Annotated in this window: 18 protein-coding genes and 1 pseudogene; 9 read left to right on the top strand and 10 right to left on the bottom strand. The window is 63.2% G+C overall.

Going from position 1 to position 20,687, the window contains the following annotated elements; genetic code table 11:
• Positions 1 to 1,325: IS1634 family transposase (locus Y708_RS25235; RefSeq protein WP_035776450.1), on the top strand; the 1,325-nt coding region annotated here is incomplete at its 5' end.
• A gap of 62 nt (positions 1,326 to 1,387) precedes the next feature.
• On the opposite strand, the gene Y708_RS25230 is transcribed toward Y708_RS25235, so the two are convergent.
• From Y708_RS25230 to Y708_RS25225, 3 genes are read right to left on the bottom strand one after another with little or no spacing between them, the layout of a single operon-like run.
• Positions 1,388 to 2,320 (bottom strand): ABC transporter ATP-binding protein, encoded by a 933-nt coding sequence (locus tag Y708_RS25230; RefSeq protein WP_051479017.1) that lies wholly within the window; start codon positions 2,318 to 2,320, stop codon positions 1,388 to 1,390.
• On the bottom strand, positions 2,317 to 2,619 hold the full coding sequence (locus Y708_RS0114380; RefSeq protein ID WP_028280471.1) for a transcriptional regulator: 303 nt from the start codon (positions 2,617 to 2,619) through the stop codon (positions 2,317 to 2,319). The genes Y708_RS25230 and Y708_RS0114380 overlap by 4 nt, the downstream gene beginning before the upstream one ends.
• Complete coding sequence (locus Y708_RS25225) at positions 2,612 to 3,142, bottom strand: hypothetical protein (protein WP_253905827.1); 531 nt, start codon at positions 3,140 to 3,142, stop codon at positions 2,612 to 2,614. The genes Y708_RS0114380 and Y708_RS25225 overlap by 8 nt, the downstream gene beginning before the upstream one ends.
• 280 nt (positions 3,143 to 3,422) lie before the next feature.
• On the opposite strand from Y708_RS25225, the gene Y708_RS0114370 reads away from it, so the two are divergent.
• Positions 3,423 to 3,935, top strand: a complete 513-nt coding sequence (locus Y708_RS0114370) for a DinB family protein (protein ID WP_028280470.1) — start codon at positions 3,423 to 3,425, stop codon at positions 3,933 to 3,935.
• Between the two features lie 14 nt (positions 3,936 to 3,949).
• On the opposite strand, the gene trmB is transcribed toward Y708_RS0114370, so the two are convergent.
• The 4 genes and pseudogenes from trmB to Y708_RS0114350 all read right to left on the bottom strand — a co-directional run bounded on the left by trmB (position 3,950) and on the right by Y708_RS0114350 (position 8,324).
• Positions 3,950 to 4,813, bottom strand: coding sequence for a tRNA (guanosine(46)-N7)-methyltransferase TrmB (gene trmB, locus Y708_RS0114365; protein WP_035776449.1), 864 nt, complete (start codon positions 4,811 to 4,813; stop codon positions 3,950 to 3,952).
• A 145-nt stretch (positions 4,814 to 4,958) separates the two neighbouring features.
• Positions 4,959 to 5,726: a type 1 glutamine amidotransferase domain-containing protein gene (locus Y708_RS0114360; protein WP_028280468.1), complete on the bottom strand. Its 768-nt coding sequence runs from the start codon at positions 5,724 to 5,726 to the stop codon at positions 4,959 to 4,961.
• A gap of 63 nt (positions 5,727 to 5,789) precedes the next feature.
• Positions 5,790 to 7,074: pseudogene (locus Y708_RS25220) on the bottom strand (MFS transporter).
• 17 nt (positions 7,075 to 7,091) lie between these two features.
• Positions 7,092 to 8,324: a M20 metallopeptidase family protein gene (locus Y708_RS0114350; protein WP_028280467.1), complete on the bottom strand. Its 1,233-nt coding sequence runs from the start codon at positions 8,322 to 8,324 to the stop codon at positions 7,092 to 7,094.
• 127 nt (positions 8,325 to 8,451) lie between these two features.
• Here Y708_RS0114350 and Y708_RS0114345 point away from each other — a divergent pair, with 127 nt between their 5' ends.
• Positions 8,452 to 9,465: an Lrp/AsnC family transcriptional regulator gene (locus Y708_RS0114345; RefSeq protein ID WP_028280466.1), complete on the top strand. Its 1,014-nt coding sequence runs from the start codon at positions 8,452 to 8,454 to the stop codon at positions 9,463 to 9,465.
• A 477-nt stretch (positions 9,466 to 9,942) separates the two neighbouring features.
• Entirely contained in the window at positions 9,943 to 11,613 is a 1,671-nt protein-coding gene (locus tag Y708_RS0114335; RefSeq protein WP_028280464.1) for a DEAD/DEAH box helicase, read from the top strand.
• Between the two features lie 152 nt (positions 11,614 to 11,765).
• Here the strand turns inward: Y708_RS0114335 and Y708_RS0114330 are convergent, their stop codons facing one another.
• On the bottom strand, positions 11,766 to 13,214 hold the full coding sequence (locus Y708_RS0114330; protein WP_028280463.1) for an amino acid permease: 1,449 nt from the start codon (positions 13,212 to 13,214) through the stop codon (positions 11,766 to 11,768).
• A 95-nt stretch (positions 13,215 to 13,309) separates the two neighbouring features.
• On the opposite strand from Y708_RS0114330, the gene Y708_RS0114325 reads away from it, so the two are divergent.
• Entirely contained in the window at positions 13,310 to 13,711 is a 402-nt protein-coding gene (locus Y708_RS0114325) for a YccF domain-containing protein (RefSeq protein ID WP_028280462.1), read from the top strand.
• A 37-nt stretch (positions 13,712 to 13,748) separates the two neighbouring features.
• Here the strand turns inward: Y708_RS0114325 and Y708_RS0114320 are convergent, their stop codons facing one another.
• Positions 13,749 to 15,698, bottom strand: coding sequence for a penicillin-binding transpeptidase domain-containing protein (locus Y708_RS0114320; RefSeq protein ID WP_028280461.1), 1,950 nt, complete (start codon positions 15,696 to 15,698; stop codon positions 13,749 to 13,751).
• On the opposite strand from Y708_RS0114320, the gene Y708_RS30465 reads away from it, so the two are divergent.
• The 3 genes from Y708_RS30465 to Y708_RS0114310 are packed head-to-tail and all read left to right on the top strand — an operon-like array spanning position 15,681 to position 17,055.
• On the top strand, positions 15,681 to 15,842 hold the full coding sequence (locus tag Y708_RS30465; protein WP_343212977.1) for a hypothetical protein: 162 nt from the start codon (positions 15,681 to 15,683) through the stop codon (positions 15,840 to 15,842). The two genes, Y708_RS0114320 and Y708_RS30465, sit on opposite strands and share 18 nt — an antisense overlap.
• 27 nt (positions 15,843 to 15,869) lie before the next feature.
• Positions 15,870 to 16,046, top strand: a complete 177-nt coding sequence (locus Y708_RS29290) for a hypothetical protein (protein ID WP_155853885.1) — start codon at positions 15,870 to 15,872, stop codon at positions 16,044 to 16,046.
• A gap of 10 nt (positions 16,047 to 16,056) precedes the next feature.
• Positions 16,057 to 17,055, top strand: coding sequence for an aldo/keto reductase (locus Y708_RS0114310; protein ID WP_028280460.1), 999 nt, complete (start codon positions 16,057 to 16,059; stop codon positions 17,053 to 17,055).
• Here the strand turns inward: Y708_RS0114310 and Y708_RS0114305 are convergent.
• The gene (locus Y708_RS0114305; protein WP_253905826.1) at positions 17,052 to 17,867 is read right to left on the bottom strand and encodes a pullulanase X25 domain-containing protein; all 816 of its coding nucleotides are present in this window, start codon (positions 17,865 to 17,867) and stop codon (positions 17,052 to 17,054) included. The two genes, Y708_RS0114310 and Y708_RS0114305, sit on opposite strands and share 4 nt — an antisense overlap.
• A 221-nt stretch (positions 17,868 to 18,088) precedes the next feature.
• On the opposite strand from Y708_RS0114305, the gene clpB reads away from it, so the two are divergent.
• Positions 18,089 to 20,686 (top strand): ATP-dependent chaperone ClpB, encoded by a 2,598-nt coding sequence (gene clpB, locus Y708_RS0114300; protein ID WP_028280458.1) that lies wholly within the window; start codon positions 18,089 to 18,091, stop codon positions 20,684 to 20,686.
• Position 20,687 lies beyond the last annotated feature (1 nt).

The raw sequence follows: 20,687 nt of genomic DNA, 5'->3' as shown, positions 1-20,687 counted from the left end.
GCGAGCAGCAACCCCGCATCGAAAAACAGCTCGCCCGCACCCACCTGGGACCCGAACACAACCCCGAGCGCCTCGCGCTCTTTGACCTGTCCTCCTCCTGGGTCACCGGAACCCACAACCCACTGGCCAAATTCGGGTATTCGAGGGACAGGAAACGCGGGTGCGAGCAGATCGAATACGGCATGCTCGCCACCCGCCAAGGGCTGCCCATCGCGGTCCGGGTGTTCCCCGGAAACACCGCCGACCCGGCCGCGTTCATCCAGATCGCCTCCGAAATCCATGACCTCTCCGGAGTCGATGACCTGGTCATGGTCGGGGACCGCGGCATGATCACCAACGCCCGGGTGGAAGACCTCAAAAAGGACACCAACTTCAGCTGGGTAACCGCGCTGCGCAACACCGACATCCAGAAGCTCGCCGACGATGAGGGGTCATTGCAGATGAGCCTGTTCGACGAGCAGAACCTCGCCGAAATCACCCACCCCAAATACCCGGGCGAACGTCTTATCGCTTGTCGCAACCCCGCCCTGGCAGCAAAGCGCGCCCACAAGCGCACCGAACTGCTCAAGGCCACCGAAGAGAAGCTCGAAGCCATCAAGAAAGCGGTTCAGGCCGGCCGCTCCAAGAACGCCGGCACCACCGGGGTGCGGGTCGGAAAGACCGTCGGCACCTACAACATGGCCAAGCACTTCCACCTGGTCATCACCGATAAGAAGTTCACCTATGAACGCAACACCGAATCCATCGCCCGCGAAGCGGACTTGGACGGAATCTATGTCATCCGCACCAACGTCCCTGAAACCACAATGGACGCCCCCGAAGCGGTACGGACCTACAAGTCCCTGGCCAACGTGGAGAAGATCTTCAAGACCCTCAAGAGCCGGGATTTGGGCATCCGTCCGATCCGCCACTACACCGAGCCCCGCACCCGCGCCCACGTCTTCCTCTGCATGCTCGCAGCCCACCTCACCTGGCACCTACGCACCGCCTGGGCACCGCTGACCTTCACCGACGAGAACCGTCCAACACCTGAGGAACCGGTCACCAAAGTGGCCCGATCCACGGACGCGGAGCGCAAGGCCAGTACCCGAAAACTCGACGACGGGACCACCGCCACCAGCTACCAGGACCTCCTGGCTCACATGGCAACCCGCACGCGGAACACCACTAAACTCACCAAACCACAGACCCCGGAGCACGACAGCATTAACGGCCAGCACGAGCCCGCCAGCGATCTGACCTTCGAACTGCTCACCGTCCCCACAGCCCGCCAACGCAGGGCCATGGACCTCGTCGACCACCACGCCCGAAACCACAGAAAGTAGCCAGACACCCCGGACCCAAAAACGCCAGGAACCCCGACAAACCGGGGTTCCTGGCGTTCTGTCTAACGTAACTTCAGCTTAGAGGTCAGGGCGAGAAAGGCTTCTTCAAGGCTGGCGCCGTGCACTTCGAGCCCGGAGAACGGGAGTCGCTGCTCAACCAGGGTGCGGACAGTGGCATCGGCGTCCCGAGTGACGATGGTGACGCGGTCGTCGTCGTGCGTTTCAACGCCCACGGCGTGCGGCAGGGAAGCGAACGACGACGGCGGCAGCTCCGTTCGGAAGGACACCTTGCTCACTGCCACGCGGCCCCGGATCTGCTCCACTGTGCCGTCCGCGATGACGGCGCCGTGGTCAATGACCACCACGCGGCTGCTAAGTGTCTGGATTTCCTCGAGGTAATGACTGGTGATCAGCAGCGTCCCGCCGTTGTTCCGATACTCGCGGAGCCGGGTCCAGAGGGTCTCACGGGCGTCGACGTCCAACCCGGTGGTGGGTTCATCGAGGATGACAAGATCCGGCCGGCCCACCAGGGCAAGCGCCACGAGCAGGCGGCGCTGCTGGCCGCCGGAGAGTCCGCCGCACTGCTTGTCCGCCATGCCGACCAGACCAAAATCCGCCAGGAGTCTGGCCGTCGGGATGGGATCCGCGTAGTGGGCGGAAACAAAGTCGACCGTTTCCCGGACCTTGAGGGTCTGCGGAACGGAGGTTGCCTGGGGTGTGGTTCCCAGCCGAAGCCGGGCGTGGGGGTTCGAGGGGTTCCGGCCGAAAAGCTCCACGGAACCGGAATCGGGGCGGCGGAGTCCACAGAAAAGCCCAATGAGTGTGGACTTGCCTGCACCGTTGGGTCCGAGCAACCCCACCGACTCACCGCAATGGATGTCCAGGCTGACACCACTCAGGGCGGGGGTGCCGCCGAAGGTCTTGGTGACACTGGTTGCGGAGGCGAGTGCCGCCGTCGTGCGTGTTGTTGGAATGGCTGCCGTGGCGGTGTTCATGGGCGTTCCTTTCCGGTGAGGAGCTCGGTCAAAGCGATCCGGTACTCGGCGTAGGCCGCTTTGCCTTTGGGCGTGATGGCCACGTAGGTGGCGGGGGTGCGTCCCTCGATGGTCTTGGTGACCGACACGTAACCGGCGTCCTCAAGTTTGCGCAGGTGGGTGGAGAGATTGCCTGCTGTCATTCCGAGGATCTTGCGGAGCTTGGTGAAGGCGACACGGTCCCGGTCACCTACCTCGTTGAGGGTGGTGATGGCCCGGAGGCGGGATTCGGCATGGATGACCGGGTCGAGGTCAGGCATGCTGGGCACTCCTGCGGCGGAGAGTTGCAACAAGAGCGCCGACCAGAAACCCGCCGGACCCGAAGATGAAAAACACGGTGAGGTAATGATCCGGGCCGCTCATGAGGGCTGCAATGTTGATCAACAGGAACCAGATACCCATGGAGGACTGGATCCGGTCATTGAACGTTGTGCCTCCGGTGATGTAGAGGAGACCAACAATCAGAATGGCCATGCCGTTGATCAGCATCCCACGCAGCCAGAAATCTTCAACTACCTGCGCAATGATGCCGCTGAGGATACCCATCACCAGAAATCCGAGTGCCCACGCGACACCGTACATGGCGCCGATGAACGCGGAATGACCGCGGATCCCCCGCGCGTAACGCCCTACCATCAGGATGGTTCCGACGATGGCAACAAGCAGGATGGCGCCGAAAGCCAGCAGTGCCACCTCGTAATCGAACGGCAGCCAACCGAACCGCGAACCATGCAGTATGCCGAACCCAACCAGCCAGGCGAGTCCCCAGATGAGGTAGGTCAACGCCTCATTGCCCCGCAGTTCCTTGCGGGCGTGGGTTTCGGCGGCGGTGACCAGTTGCAGGGCGGCGTGGAGGTCCAGCGGCTTATCGTCATTGGGTCATTGGGTCATTGGGTCATTGGGTGATTGGGGTGCGGTGGACATTGGGTCCTGCTTTCTCTCGGCTTCTGCAAACTAGTTTGTACTGCAAACCAGTTTGCGTCAAGTGTTGCCTCCTTGTGGCCGACCGAACGCCTACTCGTGTGTGCGCGTGGAGACGCGCACACACGAGTAGGCTCGGACCATGCCAATCGAACCGGATACCAAGGACTGGACCTGGGTTCTGAATGAATCCTGCGGCGAGTGCGGATTTTCGGCGGGGGACTTTCCCGCGACGAAGGTCGCCGATCGGATCCGGGAGGACCTGCCCCATTGGGAGGAGGCGCTGCGCCGTGGCACGGTAGCGGAGCGGCCGGGCCCGAACACCTGGTCCGGCCTGGAGTACGCCGCGCACGTTCGCGATGTCTTTGTGCTGTTCACTGAGCGAACGGAACTCATGCTGGGGCAGGATAATCCAGTATTCGCCGACTGGGATCAAGACCAGGCAGCCCGGGAGCTGAACTACGCGGGACAGGTGCCCTTGGTGGTTGCCAGGGACCTCGTCGATTCCGGTGAAAAGTATGCGGCGCTTCTGGAGGCCACCACCGCCTGGGACCGCACCGGCCGGCGCAGCAATGGCTCCCAGTTCACCGTTGCCACCCTGGCCCAGTACGGGCTGCATGATGTGGTGCATCACCTGCACGACGTGAACGGCTGAGGAACTGGTAGGTTCTACCTCCGGCGGTATGCGAGGTCGAAAATCATCCGTCCGGCTTCATGGGCCTTGTTCTCGAAGCTTGTCAGGATGCGTCCGTCAAAGCGGGGAGCCCAGCCGCCAAGCGCATCCTCGCCCTCGCTGACTGACGCCGTCCCGGCCTTGTCTTTGCCCTCGCGCAGTGGAGCGCCACCAACCAGGTGTTCCACGCCGCTTGCCCACACCTGCGTCAGCGGGCTGTCTGCACCGGTGCGCTCGCCGCCGTGCAAGTTGGCAAACAGCGGAGAGGCTGAGGCAACCTCACGCATTTGGCACGCGTAGTCCGACCAATCGGTTGCAAGGCGGAGGCTGCCGCCTGAAACCAGCACCCGCGCGGCCTGCCCAATGAAGCTTTCCTTCACCAGGCGGCGTTTACGATGGCGTGTCTTGTGCCAAGGGTCGGGAAAGAATAACCATAGCTCCTGGACCGAGGCCGGTTCAATCATGGAGGACAAGGCTTCCGCGGCGTTGACCTGCGCGACCCGCACGTTGGTCAGCGACTTCTGGTCGATTCGCAGCAGGGTCTGCGCCAAACCTGGCTTATAGACCTCAAGAGCGAGGAAGTCGGTGTCCGGGCGCAGCTCCGCGGCATGGGTTACTGCTTCGCCGAGTCCTGACCCCACCTCCACGACCAGGGGCGCAGTGCGCCCGAAGGAAGCGCCGGCGTCGAACCTGTAATCCGGATCCACGGACGTGTCCGCCGCGGTGCTGCGCGGCACGTCAATGACCAGTCCCTCGGCCAATTCAGCCCAGGCGTCACGACGCCGGCCCTGAAGCCGCGAGCCGCGGCGCACAAACGAAACGGGCTGCGAAGGATGCGGGGTTACCGGAGGAATGCTCATTGGTACAAGGGTAGCCAAGCGGGGTTGTACCACTGAACTTCCGAGATCGTCCGGCTGATCTCCACGCGGGCCCGGCGACCCTTGGCCGATCACCGGGATTCAGCCCGGCGATCGACCAAACGACAAAGGAGCGCGTGGAGACTCGTCAGCTTTCCTGGTCGGCGGAGGCCGCCTTCTGGGCGTCCTTCTCCGCGCGAAGCGCTTCCGACTCGTGCTGCTCCTCGGCCTTCTCCTGATGGATCACCTCGGCCATGAGCTTTTCCATCTCCTTGGCAACTCCCGCAGCGGAGGCTGGGTTCTGGCCGGTGACAAGACGTTCATCCACCACAACCTTCTCCTCGAACACGTCGGCGGAAACATGGGTTGCACCCTTTTCCTCCAACCTGTCGGCAAGGAAAAACGGGATGATCTTGTCTTTACCCGCTGCCACTTCCTCCTCGTTGGTGAAGGCGGCCACCCGGCGGCCCTCCACCAGGCGGAAGCCGTTGTCGAGCTCGACGTTGATCAGCCCGGCCGGCCCGTGACAGACAGCGCCCACTACGCCGCCGCGGTTGTACACGCTTGCCACCAGCTTTTGTAACCCGGCGCTCTCCGGGAAATCCCACATGGTGCCGTGGCCGCCCACCAGGTACACGGCGTCGTACTGTTCGGGGTCCACAACCTCCACCCGTGCGGTGTTGTAGAGCCCGGCGCGGGTGGTTTCATCCTCGGTGAAGGCAACCTGGATGGGGTCGGACTTGTCCACTTCGTCCTGCGGCGGCGCTCCGCCGTCAATGGATGCGAAGTCCACAAAGTGCCCGGAATCCTTGAATACCTTCCAGGGATGCGCGGCCTCGGCAACGTTGTATCCGGTCTTCTCACCGGTGTCTCCGAGTTCGGAGACGCTGGTCAGTACAAGCAGGACTTTCTTCATGAGGTGCTCCTTTCGTCCTTTATCCACCCTAGGTGAGCGCGGGCGCGCGGACCAGCGCGAGTCTCAGTGCGTGAGATCCTTGGCCTTGGCCTCAGGGATGGTGAAGACGAAGGCAAAGCTGACCACCAGCAACAGCACGCCGTATGCGGTGAACAGCGTGCTGCCGGTGTCACCGAACCACACGCCGAGTCCCTGCTGCAGGTAGGCCGCCGTGCCCCCGAACGTTGCGACGCAGATGGAGTAGGGGATGCCCACTCCGACGGTGCGGATGCTGGTGGGGAACAACTCGGCGTAAACCGCGGGAACGATGGCCGCGGACGCTGCGATAAACACCAGCATGACGGACATCGAGAGGAACAACTGCCACGCCGAGTCCTGCAGCAGCGCGGTCATTGGGAAGTGCAGCAGGGCAGCACCCATGGCACCTGTCCACAGAACCGGCTTGCGGCCAAACCGGTCGGAGGCCTTCCCCCACAGGGGTAGCGCGGCAAGGAACACCAGATTGGCGCCCACTCCGGCCCAGAGCGCTGCACCGGGGTCAATGCCGAGTGCGCTGATCGCAAACGCCGGAGCCGATACGCCCCACACGTAGTACACCACTGTCAGCCCAACTATCAGCCCGATGACCTGCGGGGCCTGCTTGCGGTATTTGACGATCTGCGGCCACATGGGTTCGCGGCGCTTGTCCCGCTGTTCGAAGGCCTCGGTTTCCCTCATACGGACGCGCATGAAGAGGGCGTACAAACCCATCGCGGCACCCCACCAGGAAGGGAATCCTCCACCCGAAGGAGCCCATTGCCTCCTCGGAAAGCACAGCGGTGAGCACGGCTCCCATCAGGGTGCCGAACAGGATGCCGATGGTTCCTGAAAAGTAGATCAGCGTGGCCCAGAAGCCGCGATCCTCCCTCGGCGCCATTTCCGATAGATACGTTTGCGACGACGGCAGCTCGCCTCCGTGCGCCAGTCCCTGGCTGAGCCGGGCAACGAGCAGCAGCAGGGACGCAAACACACCCACCGCTTCGAAAGTCGGTGCAATTCCGATGAGCAGGCTGCCAGCAGAGGCCAGTCCCACAGCAATCGTCATGGACGTCTTACGCCCAATCCGGTCGCCGATCCACCCGAACACGTAGCCACCAAATGGGCGGGCAACAAAGCCGACGGCAAAGATCGCCAGAGTGGCGAGAATCGCAGAGGTTGGATCGGCCTGGCTGAATAACTGAGCGGAAATGAAGGGGGCAAACGTGGCGTAGATAGCCCAGTCGTACCATTCGACGGCGTTGCCGATCCCGGTGCCTATGAGGGTTCTGCGCATTGACGGAGGCGCGCGCGTGGTGGTTGTGGTGCTCATGTAATGCTCCTTGATGGCTAGTTGCCGGCAGCCAGTTCCGCGACGCGTGCGATTGCCAGCTGCGTGTAGAGGGCGGTTCCGTCCGCCAGGATGTTGTCGTCAAACGTTGCGTACGGGGAGTGGTTGAACGCAGCCTTCACCGGATCGGCTCCCGGCGGCACGGCGGAGAGGAACACAAAGCTCCCCGGCACCGCGGCGAGCACCCGTGAAAAGTCTTCCGAACCGCTGAGGGGTTGAGCCATCCGGGTGTAGCGGTCTTCGCCGAACAGCTCGGCAATGTGCCTTTCGGCGTTGGCGGTTTCGGCGTGGTCTGTCACGGTCAGCGGGTACTCGGTGTGGTACTCGACGGTGGCGCTCAGTCCGTGCGCTTCAGCGATGCCGTTGAGGAGCCGCGGGGCCGCAGTCATCATCTTCTGCCGGTTCTCTTCCGAAAAGGTGCGGATGGTTGCCTCAATGCGGGCGGTCTCCGGAATGATGTTGCGTTTGGTGCCGGCATGGAGGACACCCACGGTCAGGACTACGGGGTCAAACATGTTGAACTGCCGCGTGATCATGGTCTGCAGTGCAGTTACCATCTCCGCGGCGACTGTCACCGGATCCTTGGCGGTGTGCGGCGCGGATCCATGGCCTCCGGATCCATGTACCGTGACAAACAGCGCGTCCGAGGCGGACATGAGCGTGTCCGGTTTACTGGCGAAGGTGCCGCCCGGCAGCAGCGACGAAATCACGTGCAGTCCGTAGGCGGCATCCGGGCGCCTGCCGGCGGCTTCGAGGACGCCTTCACGGATCATGACGCCCGCGCCGTCGAAACCCTCTTCGCCGGGCTGGAACATCAGTACGACGTCGCCCGCCAGCTGATCCCGGCGGTCGGCCAGGAGCGTGGCGGCTCCCGCGAGCATGGACGTGTGCAGGTCATGGCCGCAGGCGTGCATGGCACCGTCGATTGTTGAGGCAAACGGGACCCCGGTCTGTTCCTGCACAGGCAGGGCATCCATGTCTCCGCGAAGCAGGACAACCGGTTTCTGCGCTGACCCGTGCGCGGCCGATCCACGGATCACTGCTGTCACCGACGTGGTGTCGGTTCCGAGGGTGATCTCGTAGGGCAGACCGTCCAGCGCTTCAAGCACTTTTTCCTGCGTTTGCGGAAGCTCGAGTCCAATCTCCGGCTCTTGGTGGAGCCGGTGTCGGAGCCGGGTGACTTCGTCTTTGATCTGGTAGGCGTCTGCGAGAATTTCGGTTGCCGTGGTCACGGATCTCCCTCTGGGTCTTACTGCGGTGTGATTCCAGTCTGGGTGACCCGGCTCACAGTGATCCCGAATTGCAGTAAAAATTCAGTACACAACAAAGATTCCGAAGAAACGCGCACATAATTACCTTATGGAACTGGAAATGGATGATCTGGAGCTTATCCATGCCCTGCAGATCGCGCCAAGAGTTGGATGGACCGATGCCGGGGCTGTGCTGGGCAGGCATCCCACCACGCTGGCATCCCGCTGGTCGAGGCTGAGGGCCGGAGGGCTGGCCTGGGTGACCGGGCATCTGATGGGGTCACCGGACCAGATGACGCTGTCGCTGCACGACATCGATTGCGAGCCCGGCCAGCGCTCCGACGTGGCCGAAGCGCTGTGCTGCATCCCGGAGGTCATCTCTGTCGAGGAAACTGCAAGGAACCGGGACTTCACGTTGACGGTGATTACCCGGGACTGGGCGGAGCTGACCCGTCGGGTGATCCCCCAGTTTGCTGACATACCGGGAATGGTGAGATACCAGAGCGCCCTGGTCACTGCCCATCACGCAGGTGGAAATGCCTGGAGGTTGGATGTTCTCAGCCCGGCGCAGCAGTCGGCGCTGCGACGGCTGGCCCGCCCGCCGTCGTCGCCCGTGGTTGTCCGTCTCCCAGCGGCCTACTGGCCGATCGTCAGGGTGCTCGGACGCGATGGTCGCGCTACCGCCGCGGACATTGCCGCCGTCACGGGACAGCATCCATCCACCGTCCGCCGGCAACTGGCTAAGGTACTGGACAGCGGAACGTTGTCGTTCCGCTGTGAGATTGCACAGGACTACTCGGGGTTCCCTATCAGCTGCCAGTGGTACGCCAATGTGCCGCCGTCGGACCACACGGCTGCGGCCGGATTTCTGGCCCGCTACCGCAACCTCCGTTTCTGCGCGTCAACCACCGGCAGCAGCAACTTCACCTTTGTGCTGTGGCTGAGGGATGCCTCGGGTGTGGCCGAAATCGAGTCCGAGTTCCTAGCTGCCGTTCCTACCGCACGGATTCTGGAGAGCTCCGTCACAGTGAACTTTCTCAAACGGGTTGGATGGCGGCTTGCCCCCGACGGAACGTCGACGGGAGAGGTGGTGGTACCGCAGTATCCGGCGGCGATGGCGTAGGACTTCTGGAGAATCCACGTGGATACTTCTCCCATTGAGGGTTTTAACTCGACGCCCGGACAGGTCACGGTCCGCACTCTCGATACAGACGGGGCAAACCTGGGCGAAGCGGAGTATCAACTGGAGTGGGTCCGTGTGGGCGGCAGTGTGGAGGCCCCCTCGAAGCGGGACCCGATTTTCTTGCTGTTGCAGCCTCTGCCTGGTCAGCCGGCGGGCGGCGGGGATGCAGCCCCGGCAGAGGGCAGCACTCCTTCTGGCTCGGGGGCTGTCCGCATCCCTGTTAGACTTGGATGACTTGCCTGCGATACCAACGGCTTTTACACGCCTTCGCAGCCTGCGTCGATGAACGCATTCTTTTGTCCCGCATCTATGCTCCCAGGATCGTGAGCGCGGTGGACACTGTCTGACTTTTCTTCGGCGAACCCCTGGTGTCATCCGACTCCTGGGGAAGATGAGAAGAAAGTTCGTGTACTTTACATGACTACTTTTGCTGCCCTTGGCGTGCCCAAGGCGCTTGTCCAGACCCTGACAGTCCAGGGAATCACCGAGCCTTTCCCCATCCAGGTCAAAACCCTGCCGGACACCCTGGCCGGACGCGATGTCCTGGGCCGCGGCCGCACCGGCTCCGGAAAGACCCTCGCTTTTGCGTTGCCCATGGTTTCACGGCTGGCCGAGCAGGAAGCGGCCTACCGGCGCAAGCCCGGCCGTCCCCTTGCACTGGTGCTTGCGCCGACCCGTGAGCTGGCAACCCAGATCAACAACACCGTTGAACCCCTGGCCAATGAGCTGGGTCTCAACACCACCGTGATCTACGGTGGCGTGTCCCAGGCGCGGCAGGAAAAGGCGCTGCGCGCCGGCGTCGACATTGTTATCGCCTGCCCGGGCCGGCTTGAGGACCTGATGCGCCAGCGGCTCATCACCCTTGAGGCAGTGGAAATCACCGTTCTTGACGAGGCCGACCACATGGCGGACCTTGGCTTCCTTCCCGTGGTCAAGAAGATCATGGACACCACTCCCGCCGAAGGACAGCGCCTGCTGTTCTCGGCAACCCTGGACAACGGCGTGGACAAGATTGTCCAGCGCTACCTGTCCAACCCGCTGACGCACTCCGTGGACACGCCGCAGGCCTCTGTCACCACCATGGAGCACCACGTGCTGCTGATCGGCGATCAGACCCAGAAAAAGCAGCTCATTGTTCAGCTCGCCTCCGGCACCGGCCGTCGGTTGCTCTTCATGCGCACCAAGCATCAGGCGCGCAAGCTCGCCAAGACCCTGACCGACGCCGGCATCCCCGCCGTTGACCTGCACGGCAACCTTTCGCAGAATGCCCGCGACCGGAACCTGGCGGAGTTCTCCACGGGCGATGTGCGCGTCCTCGTTGCCACAGACGTGGCTGCCCGCGGTGTCCACGTGGACGACGTCGAACTGGTGGTCCACGTGGATCCTCCCACGGAGCACAAGGCCTACCTTCACCGCTCCGGGCGGACAGCCCGTGCAGGATCCGATGGCACGGTAGTGACCATCACCCTTCCCGAGCAGAAGTCCGAAGTTCAGAAACTCATGCGCGCCGCCGGCGTGGATGTGGCCTTTGAGAACGTCAAGGCCACCTCGCCCCTGGTGGGAAAGCTGATCGGTGAGATTGCCGAGAAGGTGGATCCCCGCACCCGGGCCGCACTGGTAACCGCTCGCGACACCCAACGCGGCGGAGGCACCTCAACCGGAGCCAACGCCCAGCGCAAGCGCCGCGGTGCCGCAGCCCCGGCAGCCGGAGGCCGCGGTGGCAGAGGCGGACGTGGACGGGTTGCCGCGAGTACTGAATCGCAGGGCAACCGCGCGGATCGCCGCAAAGATCAGCCACAGGCACCCCGCTTTGGCAGCGACGGCACAAGCCGTCGCCGCACTTCGGAGGACGCAGGCTCAACCGGAGGCAACCGCAACCGCCGCCCGGCGCAGGGCCAGCGCACCGGAGATGCTGCGGCTCACGGCCAGTCCGCCCGCAGCGCCGGAAACCAGGCAAGCACTCAGACGCCCGGCAATCAGCGTAACCACGCGCCGTCGTCGTCCTCGGCCGGCCGTCCCGCCGCAGCGCGCCGCTCCGGAACCCGCCGGGCAACGGCCCCGGCCTCCAACGAACGCCGCCCGCGCTAGGCCCGATGTGACAGTTTGAGGCGCTCCTTCCCGGTCACGGGAGGGGGCGCTTTCTGTTTGAGCTCACACAGATTCGTTGTGATGGCGCAGGGCTCGCGGCTTGGATCCCGCGACCCTGCACCGAGGCAACGAACGTGCGGGTTTGTCGCCGGTCAGTCCTTGTGAGTGACCTCTTCGTACCGCGGACTGTCCGGGTTCATGACTGAATTCCGCTTGCTGTAGCCGAAGTAGATCACCAGCCCGATCACCAGCCAGACACCAAAGCGAAGCCACGTCTCCGGATCCAGCTGAAGGATCAGGAAAGCGGAAGCGATGACGCCGAAGACAGGAATGACCGGCATCCATGGCAGCCGGAAAGTGCGCGGCTGGTCTGGGCGCTTGTAGCGAAGCACAACGACTGCGATGCAGACCACTACGAAGGCCGCGAGGATACCGATGTTGGTGAGGTCCGCGATCAGGCCGATGGGGAAGACGCCCGCAAGGAATGCTGAGGCGATGCCGGCGATCCAAGTCACACGCTGGGGGGTGCCGTTCCGGTCCGTCCCGGAGAACCATTTGGGCAGGAGCCCGTCGCGGCTCATCGAGAACCAGACGCGGGTTACACCGAGGAGGAAGGTGAGCATCACGGTCAGGATGGAAACCACAGCGAAGGCCGAAATGATGGTGGCGATAACCGGCAGACCGACGGACTGGAAGGCCACCGCAAACGCGGCGCTGGTGTCGATCTCTTCCCAGTTCTGCATCCCGGTGAGGACGAGCGTGGCCAGCACGTACAACGTCATCGCAATGATCAGCGAGAGGATGATGGCCTTCGGCATATGCTTTTTGCCGTCGATGGCCTCTTCGGCGGCGGTGCTCATCGCATCGTAGCCAAACACCGCAAAAAAGACCGTCGCGGCGCCGGTGAAGACGGCGCCGAACCCGTTGGGCATGAACGGTGTGTAGTTCTCGCCGTTGACGTAGAAGAAGCCGAGCCCAATGATGAAAAGAATCAGCAGGACCTTCAGGCCCACTGCAATGACTTCGAATCTGCCGAACGTCTGGGTGCCGCGGCTCAGGATAAACGTGATGAACAGGCAGACCACAATCGCGGGAAGATTGACGAATCCGCCGTCAATAACGTCCGCCGTGCCCTGCATCCAGATGGGAACCTCAATGCCGATCCCGTTCATGAACTCGGTGAAATATCCCGAAATGCCAATGGCCACCACCGCAACAATGGCAATGTATTCGAGCAGCAGATCCCAGCCGATGAACCAGCCGACAAATTCGCCCAACGCCACGTAGCCGTAGGTGTAGGCGGAACCGGCGCGGGGGATCATGCCCGCAAACTCGGCGTAGGACAGCGCAGCGGCGGCGCTGGCGAGACCGGCGATCAAGAAGGAGATGAGCACGGCGGGCCCGGCGCCTTCGCCGCCTTCCTGGCCGCTGGCCACCAGACCGGCCAGAGTGAAGATGCCGATGCCAATGATGCCACCGACTCCGATAGCGGTGAGCTGCCAGAGTCCCAGGCTCTTAAAGAGGCCGCTCTTCTCGGCCTCGTCGTCCATCTGGGCGATGGACTTCCGCCTCATGATTGACTGTGGGTCCTGGGCTGTCATGACGGTCTCCGTCGGTAGTTGTGAACGCCGCTATGGGTGGTGTCTCAGGGGCTCGCCCCATAGCCGTCAGAGCACTTGTTGTGAACAATAGACCCATGAATGCAATCCTGAACATCATGTGGCTTGTTTTTGGCGGAATTTGGCTGGCACTTGGTTACGTGCTCGCAGGCATAGTGTGCTGCCTGCTGATCGTTACCATTCCGTTTGGGGTTGCTTCATTCCGCATCGCAGCCTATGCCATCTGGCCGTTTGGCCGCGCCGTGGTTGACCGCGGAGGCAGAAGCTACTTCATGTCGACGCTGGGGAATGTCATCTGGGTGGTGGTCGCCGGCATCTGGATCGCGATCGGACACGTGCTGACATCAATCCCCATGCTCCTAAGCATCATCGGCATCCCGCTGGGGATCGCCAACATCAAGATGATTCCCGTATCGCTCATGCGGCTGGGCAAGGAAATCGTGAAATCACGCGGAAGCAGGGTCCCGCAGATGCGTTAGTCGGCGCCTCGTTTCAGCTCGAAACCCACCACGAAAACTATTGCCCGACGCCGCGGAGGAACTCCTCCATCAGAGGCCCTCCTGAAATGGAACCGCGCTCGCCTTCCTCCACGAATACGGCAACGGCAAGGTCGCCCTGCAGGGCGACCACCCAGGCATGCGTGCGCGGTGGGTCCTCGGAGCCAAACTCCGCGGTGCCTGTCTTTGCAAGCACGGGTTCGCCCGGGACATCTGCCAGCAGGTTCGCTCCGCCTACGGTGACTACGGCACCCATCATTTCGCGCAGTGCCCCTGCTTCCTCTTCGGTGAATGCACTGGGCTCCGCCGACCCGCTTTCAGCGGCTTCGGTGGGTGCAGCGGACGACGACGGCGCGTCCTCCGGCGCGGTCCCCTCGGCTGCCAGCAGGGTTGGCGAGACGCGCTCGCCGGCGCCAACGGATGCGGCCAAGATGGCCAGCGCCAGCGGCGAGGCCAGGACCTCGCCCTGACCGATCATCGATGCAGCGTGTGCAGTGCCGTCGGCCTCTGTGGGAACGGAGCCAAAGTAGGCGGGCGTTCCGATGCTGGCTTCCACGCCGAGACCAAGGTCCGAAGCAGCTGTGGCGAGGTCCTCCTGGGAGACCACCTCCCGGTTGGAAATGAAACCGGTGTTGCAGGACTGTGCAAGCGCCTGCAGCAGGGGGATTTCGCCGGTGAATTCAACGGGGTATCCGGGGACGTTGTTGAAGGCCCGTCCGTCAACCACAATCTCCTCGGGGCAGCTGGTGGCGGTCTCGGTGGTGAATCCATTGCGCAGAAGGGCCAGCGAGGTTGCCACTTTGAAGGTGGACCCCGGAGGGTACTGGCCCAGCAGGGCCGTTTGCAGTCCTTCGCTTCCGGGGCCGTTGGCGACGGTCAGGATCTCTCCGCTTGACGGTCTGATCGCAACGAAGGAGGAAGCGGAAGGCTCCTCGGCGAGCACCTCTTCGGCCAGGGTCTGCATGGCCGGATCAATGGTGGTCTGCAGGGGGTCACCGGCCGCGGGTTCCCGTTCGAACAGGACCTCCCGGGTCTGCGCCTCGCCTTCGCCGGCGATGGCCTCGATGGTGAGCCCAGGTGTGCCGTTCAGCTGGTCGTCGTACTGGAGTTGGAGTCCGGACAGGCCGGTGACATCGCCGGCTGCCAATTCACCTTCGGACTGTTCGATCAGCTCGGCGGTGGCAGGGCCTACCGCTCCCAATAGTTCCCGGGCAAAGGTTCGGGTTGGTGCCAGCGCCAGGGTGTCCGGCATTCCGAGGGCGCCAGGAATGGCCTCCAGTTGCTCATTGGTGACAGTGCGCGAAGCATCATCGCGCAGGACGATCGCCTCGACGAACGCCTCCGCGCCGGATGCAAGCACCTGCTCGGTGAACGCGGCGGGATCAACGCCAACCAGGTCCGCCAGCGCCGTCGCCGATGTCTCCAGTTCGGCCTCTTCGATGCGGGTCTTGTCAATGCCCACCCGGATGACCGGGCGGTCGGTGACCAGGACGGCTCCGTCGGCGCCGAGGATCTCTGACCGCTCCGCGGGCGTCCTGGAAACCACGAGTGCCTCTCCGGCAGTAAGACCGTCCACTGCGAGGGCGGGATCCCACGCTACCTGCCACACGTCGTCGACCCTGGTGAGTTGCGCGGTGGTGGTGTAGGCCCAATCGGTATCGCTGTCGTCGACGTCCCACACATGGTTCAGCTGTGCTGTGGCCTCATCTTCCGAGGCGGATTCAACTTCCAGGACCGAAACCAGGGGCTGAGAGGGCTCAAGTGCAGCGGTGATTTCCTGCAGCTCGGCGGTGACCGTTTCGGCGGGAACATCCCCGAAAACTATTGCGGACACATCCTGCGAGGTGAGGCCTTCGGCGAGGGCCGTAGCTGCATCCTGTGCGGTTGGACCCTCGTCGGTGCAGGCGGTGAGAGTGAGCGCAAGCGCGGCAACGGTCAGGACAGAAGTAAAGTGTCGGAATTTCCCCATGACGCCATTATTGCGCAGACGGACCCGATATTTGCCCAGCACGTGCAGGAAGTCCGGCGGGGTTCGGTTGTGCTCGCCTGCCTGAGCGTCCTTCGAGGGCCACACTATGGATACTCACTTCTCAATACCCTGTCCGAGGGCTAGAACCTGGAAGACAAATACGTTGCCCAGGTGGAAAGGCACCTTCCACAGTCAATGCGCGACGACGTCGCCCGGGAAATCAGGGCAACGCTGAAAATTGTCCTGGCCGTTGTGGTCCCCACCATCCTGATCATCGGTGTTGGTGACCCGCTTGTGGGCGGAGGAGTTTTCCACGCCCTGCGCGAGAGTGTCATGGGAGGCGTATAGCATGCCTCCCATGACACTCTCGCGCACGGAACTGTTCCCAGGCTTCTCCGTCAGTGCACAGGGATTTGGCGGCATGGCACTCACCGATGTCTATGGCGGCATCGATGATGAGCAGGCGCTGGCAACCCTCAACCATGCAGTCGATACCGGCGTGACTTTCATAGACACCGCTGATGTCTATGGTGCCGGCAGCAATGAGCAGCTTATCTCCAGGCTGCTGCGGGACCGCCGGTCGGAGGTGGAGCTAGCCACCAAATTCGGCATCGAAGGGAGCCCCGCCCAGGGCTACACTGGTGTCCGCGGTGATGCCGGTTACGTCCGTGCCGCGGCGGATTCCAGTCTGACCCGGTTGAAGACCGACGTCATCGACCTCTATTACATGCACCGCCGGGACACGCGGGTCCCCATTGAGGAAACTGTTGGCGCCATGGCGGAACTGGTGGCCGATGGGAAGGTCCGCCACCTCGGTCTGTCCGAGGTGACAGCTAGCGAACTCAGGGCGGCCTGCGCAGTTCATCCGATTGCCGCCGTTCAAAGCGAATGGTCAATCTGGAGCCGGGACGTGGAGGCGCGGGTGGTGCCAGCAGCTGCTGAGCTCGGTGTGGGATTTGTGCCCTATTCGCCCCTTGGCCGGGGATTCCTTACCGGCACCATCCAGGCTGCCACCCTGAAGGAGGGTGATTTCCGCCACCGGGTTCCGCGGTTCGGCGGCGATGCGCTGGAAGCCAATGCCGCCGTCGTCGAAGCAGTACAGTCCGTGGCGCAGGAATCCGGCGCGACGCCTGCCCAGGTGGCCCTGGCGTGGTTGGCATCGCAGGGCCGGCGCTTTGGACTGCCTGTTGTCCCGATCCCGGGGACCCGCCGTCCGGAGCGCATCGATGAGAATGCCGGCGCCGCCGTCGTTGTTCTTTCTGAATCCAATCTGGATGTCCTTGACGCTGCAGCTGCTTTGGTGGTGGGGGAGCGAAGCGCCGACCCAAAGTGGGTGTCGAAGGGGCGCGAAAGCTAAGGGGTTGTGATGGAAATGTCGTGGGTGCGGTGGTCGTAGTTGAAGGTAATCGAGCCTCCGGCGTGATGAAGCTGGTGGTCGGCGCCGTCGCGCACTCCAAACGCGCCGTAGTTCTCCGTCCATGACCGGTCAAGGGCGATCTTGTAGGCATAGGAACCAGCCGGCAGGTCGGCTGTCAGCTTCCACGACTGATCGGCCGGGTCCAGAGCGAGCTGCACTTCGTCGAACCGGGGAGCCCAGTCTTCGGGCGCTCCCAGAGCTGAACTGAAGTTGCCGGCCACTGCCACCGCTTCCGGTTGGGGAAACGCATCGACCGGTTGGGGAAACGCATCGACCGGCTGGGGAAACGCATCGACAGCCTTCACTTTGGCCCGGTTTCTCTTGGCTGCGGGTTTCTTCGCCGGTCCCATAGGTACGGGCATCTCGGGGACACGCGTCCCGGCGGCCAGTGCCTCCCCGAAGGAGTTTGCGTCAGGGAAGGCCACCACGGCTCGCAGGCCATCCTCTGTGATTGTCCAGCCGCTGCGGCCCTTGACTAACCAGCCAGCCTTGACCAGCTTTGCGGAGGCGGTTGTGAGGGCCTTGTAACCGCGGGGAATTCCGCCGCTGAGCAGCTCGCCCTCATGTTTCGTGAAGGGAGCGCGGGCCACGGCCTCTGTCAAGGCGTGTCCTGCCGCAGATCCGTTGCCGGATGGCCTTCCGGTCCAGATGTCCTCGGCCAGCACGTCCAGTACGCACTTCAGGCGAAGTATCGGTCGGTCTATGTTTCCTGAGCCCACTTTTTCCTCCTGCGACGGTTGTTCCTCTGGCATTATGCCGCCGGTACGTAAACACCCTCACGCAAACCGGTGAACACCGACAGCATTGTGTCTCACTATGACGCGGCGGGACACCCATTCCGCCCCTGAGCCCGGGTTCGCCTGCAGTGAAATGGCAAATGAGCCGGCAGCGGGAAGAAGTTGAGCGTAGTAGACTCAACTTAGTTTCAGCGCCTGCCGGGCGCATGCTGTCAGTGCGAGGGGAAGGAATCATCATGGACACCAAGTTCACCACCAAGAGTCAGGAAGCTCTTTCCGCCTCCGCCATGAACGCGTCGACCGCCGGAAATGCCCAGGTGGAACCGGTCCATCTGCTTAAGGCGCTGATGGACCAGCGGGACGGGGTGGCAGTTGCGCTGTTGAAGGCTGCAGACGTGGGTCCTGATGACATCAGCGTGAAGGCGAGCTCGGCAATCAAGGCGCTGTCGTCGTCGTCGGGCGCCTCGGTGGCACAGGCGCAGTTTTCCCGGCCAATGCTCCAGGCCGTCAACGCAGCGCAGCAGGAAGCCGAGGCCTTGGGGGACAGCTACGTCTCCACCGAGCACCTGCTGCTGGGACTGGCAGCGGATGCCGGCGCCGTCGGCCACATCCTGCGCGAGGCAGGGGCGTCCAAAGACGCGTTGGAAGCCGCGCTTCCCGGAGTGCGGGGTGATCGGCGGGTCAACACCCCTGATCCGGAGAACACCTTTCAGGCGCTGGCGAAGTTTGGCGTGGACCTGACGGAGATTGCCAGGTCAGGAAAGCTTGACCCCGTCATTGGGCGCGACACGGAAATCCGGCGCGTGGTGCAGGTGCTGTCCCGGCGCACCAAGAATAATCCAGTGCTCATCGGTGAGCCCGGCGTGGGAAAGACTGCCGTGGTGGAAGGTCTTGCCCAGCGCATGGTGGCCGGCGATGTGCCCGAGTCACTGCGCGGAAAAACGCTCATCAGCCTGGATCTGGGCTCGATGATCGCGGGAGCCAAGTACCGCGGGGAGTTTGAGGAGCGGTTGAAAGCGGTACTGGAGGAAATCAAGGCGTCCAACGGCCGGATTGTCACCTTCATCGATGAGCTGCACACCGTTGTTGGCGCTGGCGCATCGGAGGGCTCAATGGACGCCGGGAACATGCTAAAGCCCATGCTCGCCCGGGGCGAGCTGCGCCTCATCGGCGCCACAACGCTCAACGAATACCGGCAGAACGTTGAAAAGGATGCTGCACTGGAACGTCGCTTCCAGCAGATCTACGTGGGCGAGCCCAGCGTCGGGGACACCATTGGCATCCTCCGCGGGCTAAAGGAGCGCTATGAGGCGCACCATAAGGTTTCCATCGCCGACTCCGCGCTGGTAGCCGCCGCCACCCTGTCCAACCGCTACATTACGGGACGCCAACTTCCGGACAAGGCGATTGATCTGGTGGATGAATCCGCTTCACGCCTGCGGATGGAGATCGATTCCGCCCCTGAGGAAATCGATCAACTGCGCAGGTCGGTGGACCGTCTAACCATGGAGGAATTGGCACTGGAGGGGGAGAGTGATGACGCTGCCAGGGACCGTCTCGATGCGCTGCGGGCCGACATGGCCGACCGAAAGGAACGGCTGGCAGCCCTCAACGCCCGCTGGGAAGCGGAGAAGGCCGGGCTGAACCGCGTGGGCGATCTCAAGGCAGCACTGGATGAGCTGCGCTCCCAGGCGGACCGGGCCCAACGCGAGGGAGACCTGGAAACAGCGTCACGGCTGCTTTATGGAGAAATCCCACAGGTCCAACGTGAACTGGATGCCGCCCAGGCAGAGGAGGAAACGACGTCGGGCAAGCCTGAGTTGATGGTCGCTGAAGAGGTGACCGCGGCTGACATCGCTGAGGTGATTTCCGCCTGGACCGGGATCCCCGCCGGGCGGATGCTGCAGGGGGAGAGCCAGAAGCTGCTGCAGATGGAGCAGGCGATCGGCGCACGGCTGATCGGCCAGTCCACGGCCGTGGGGGCAGTGTCCGACGCGGTACGACGTGCGCGTGCCGGGATTTCCGATCCCGATCGTCCAACCGGCTCGTTCCTCTTCCTGGGACCTACGGGCGTGGGCAAGACGGAGCTCGCCAAAGCGCTGGCGGACTTCCTGTTCGACGACGAGCGCGCCATGGTGCGGATCGACATGTCAGAGTACTCGGAGAAGCATTCGGTGGCGCGTCTGGTGGGGGCACCTCCCGGATACGTCGGGTATGAGGAGGGTGGCCAGCTCACCGAGGCGGTTCGCCGTCGCCCATACAGTGTTCTGCTGCTGGACGAGGTGGAGAAGGCCCACCCGGAGGTCTTTGACCTGCTTCTTCAAGTGCTCGACGATGGACGCCTGACGGACGGGCAGGGCCGCACCGTGGACTTCCGGAACGTCATCCTGGTGATGACCTCCAATCTGGGTTCGCAGTTTCTGGTGGACCCAGGGCTGGAGGACGCGGATCGGCACGGCGCCGTGATGGCGGTGGTGAACGCCAGCTTCAAGCCGGAGTTCCTCAACCGGCTCGACGACATCGTCATGTTTGATGCCTTGAGCCTTGACGAGCTCTCGCGGATTGTGGACCTGCAGGTTCAGTCGCTTGCTGCCCGGCTGCAGGAGCGGAGACTCGTCCTTGAAGTCTCCGACGCAGCGCGCGAGTGGCTGGCACTCACAGGGTTTGACCCGGCATACGGTGCCCGGCCACTGCGCCGGTTGGTTCAGCGCGAGATCGGTGACCGGCTAGCGCGTGGAATCCTGGCGGGCACGATCAACGACGGCGACACCGTCAAGGTGGACAGGACCGCCGACGAATCCTCCGACGGACTTATCGTCGTAGGAACCAGCTGAT

It is taken from the genome of Arthrobacter sp. H5 (assembly GCF_000520595.1).
Lineage (GTDB): Bacteria > Actinomycetota > Actinomycetes > Actinomycetales > Micrococcaceae > Arthrobacter_D.
This window is presented reverse-complemented; position numbering and strand designations above follow the sequence as displayed.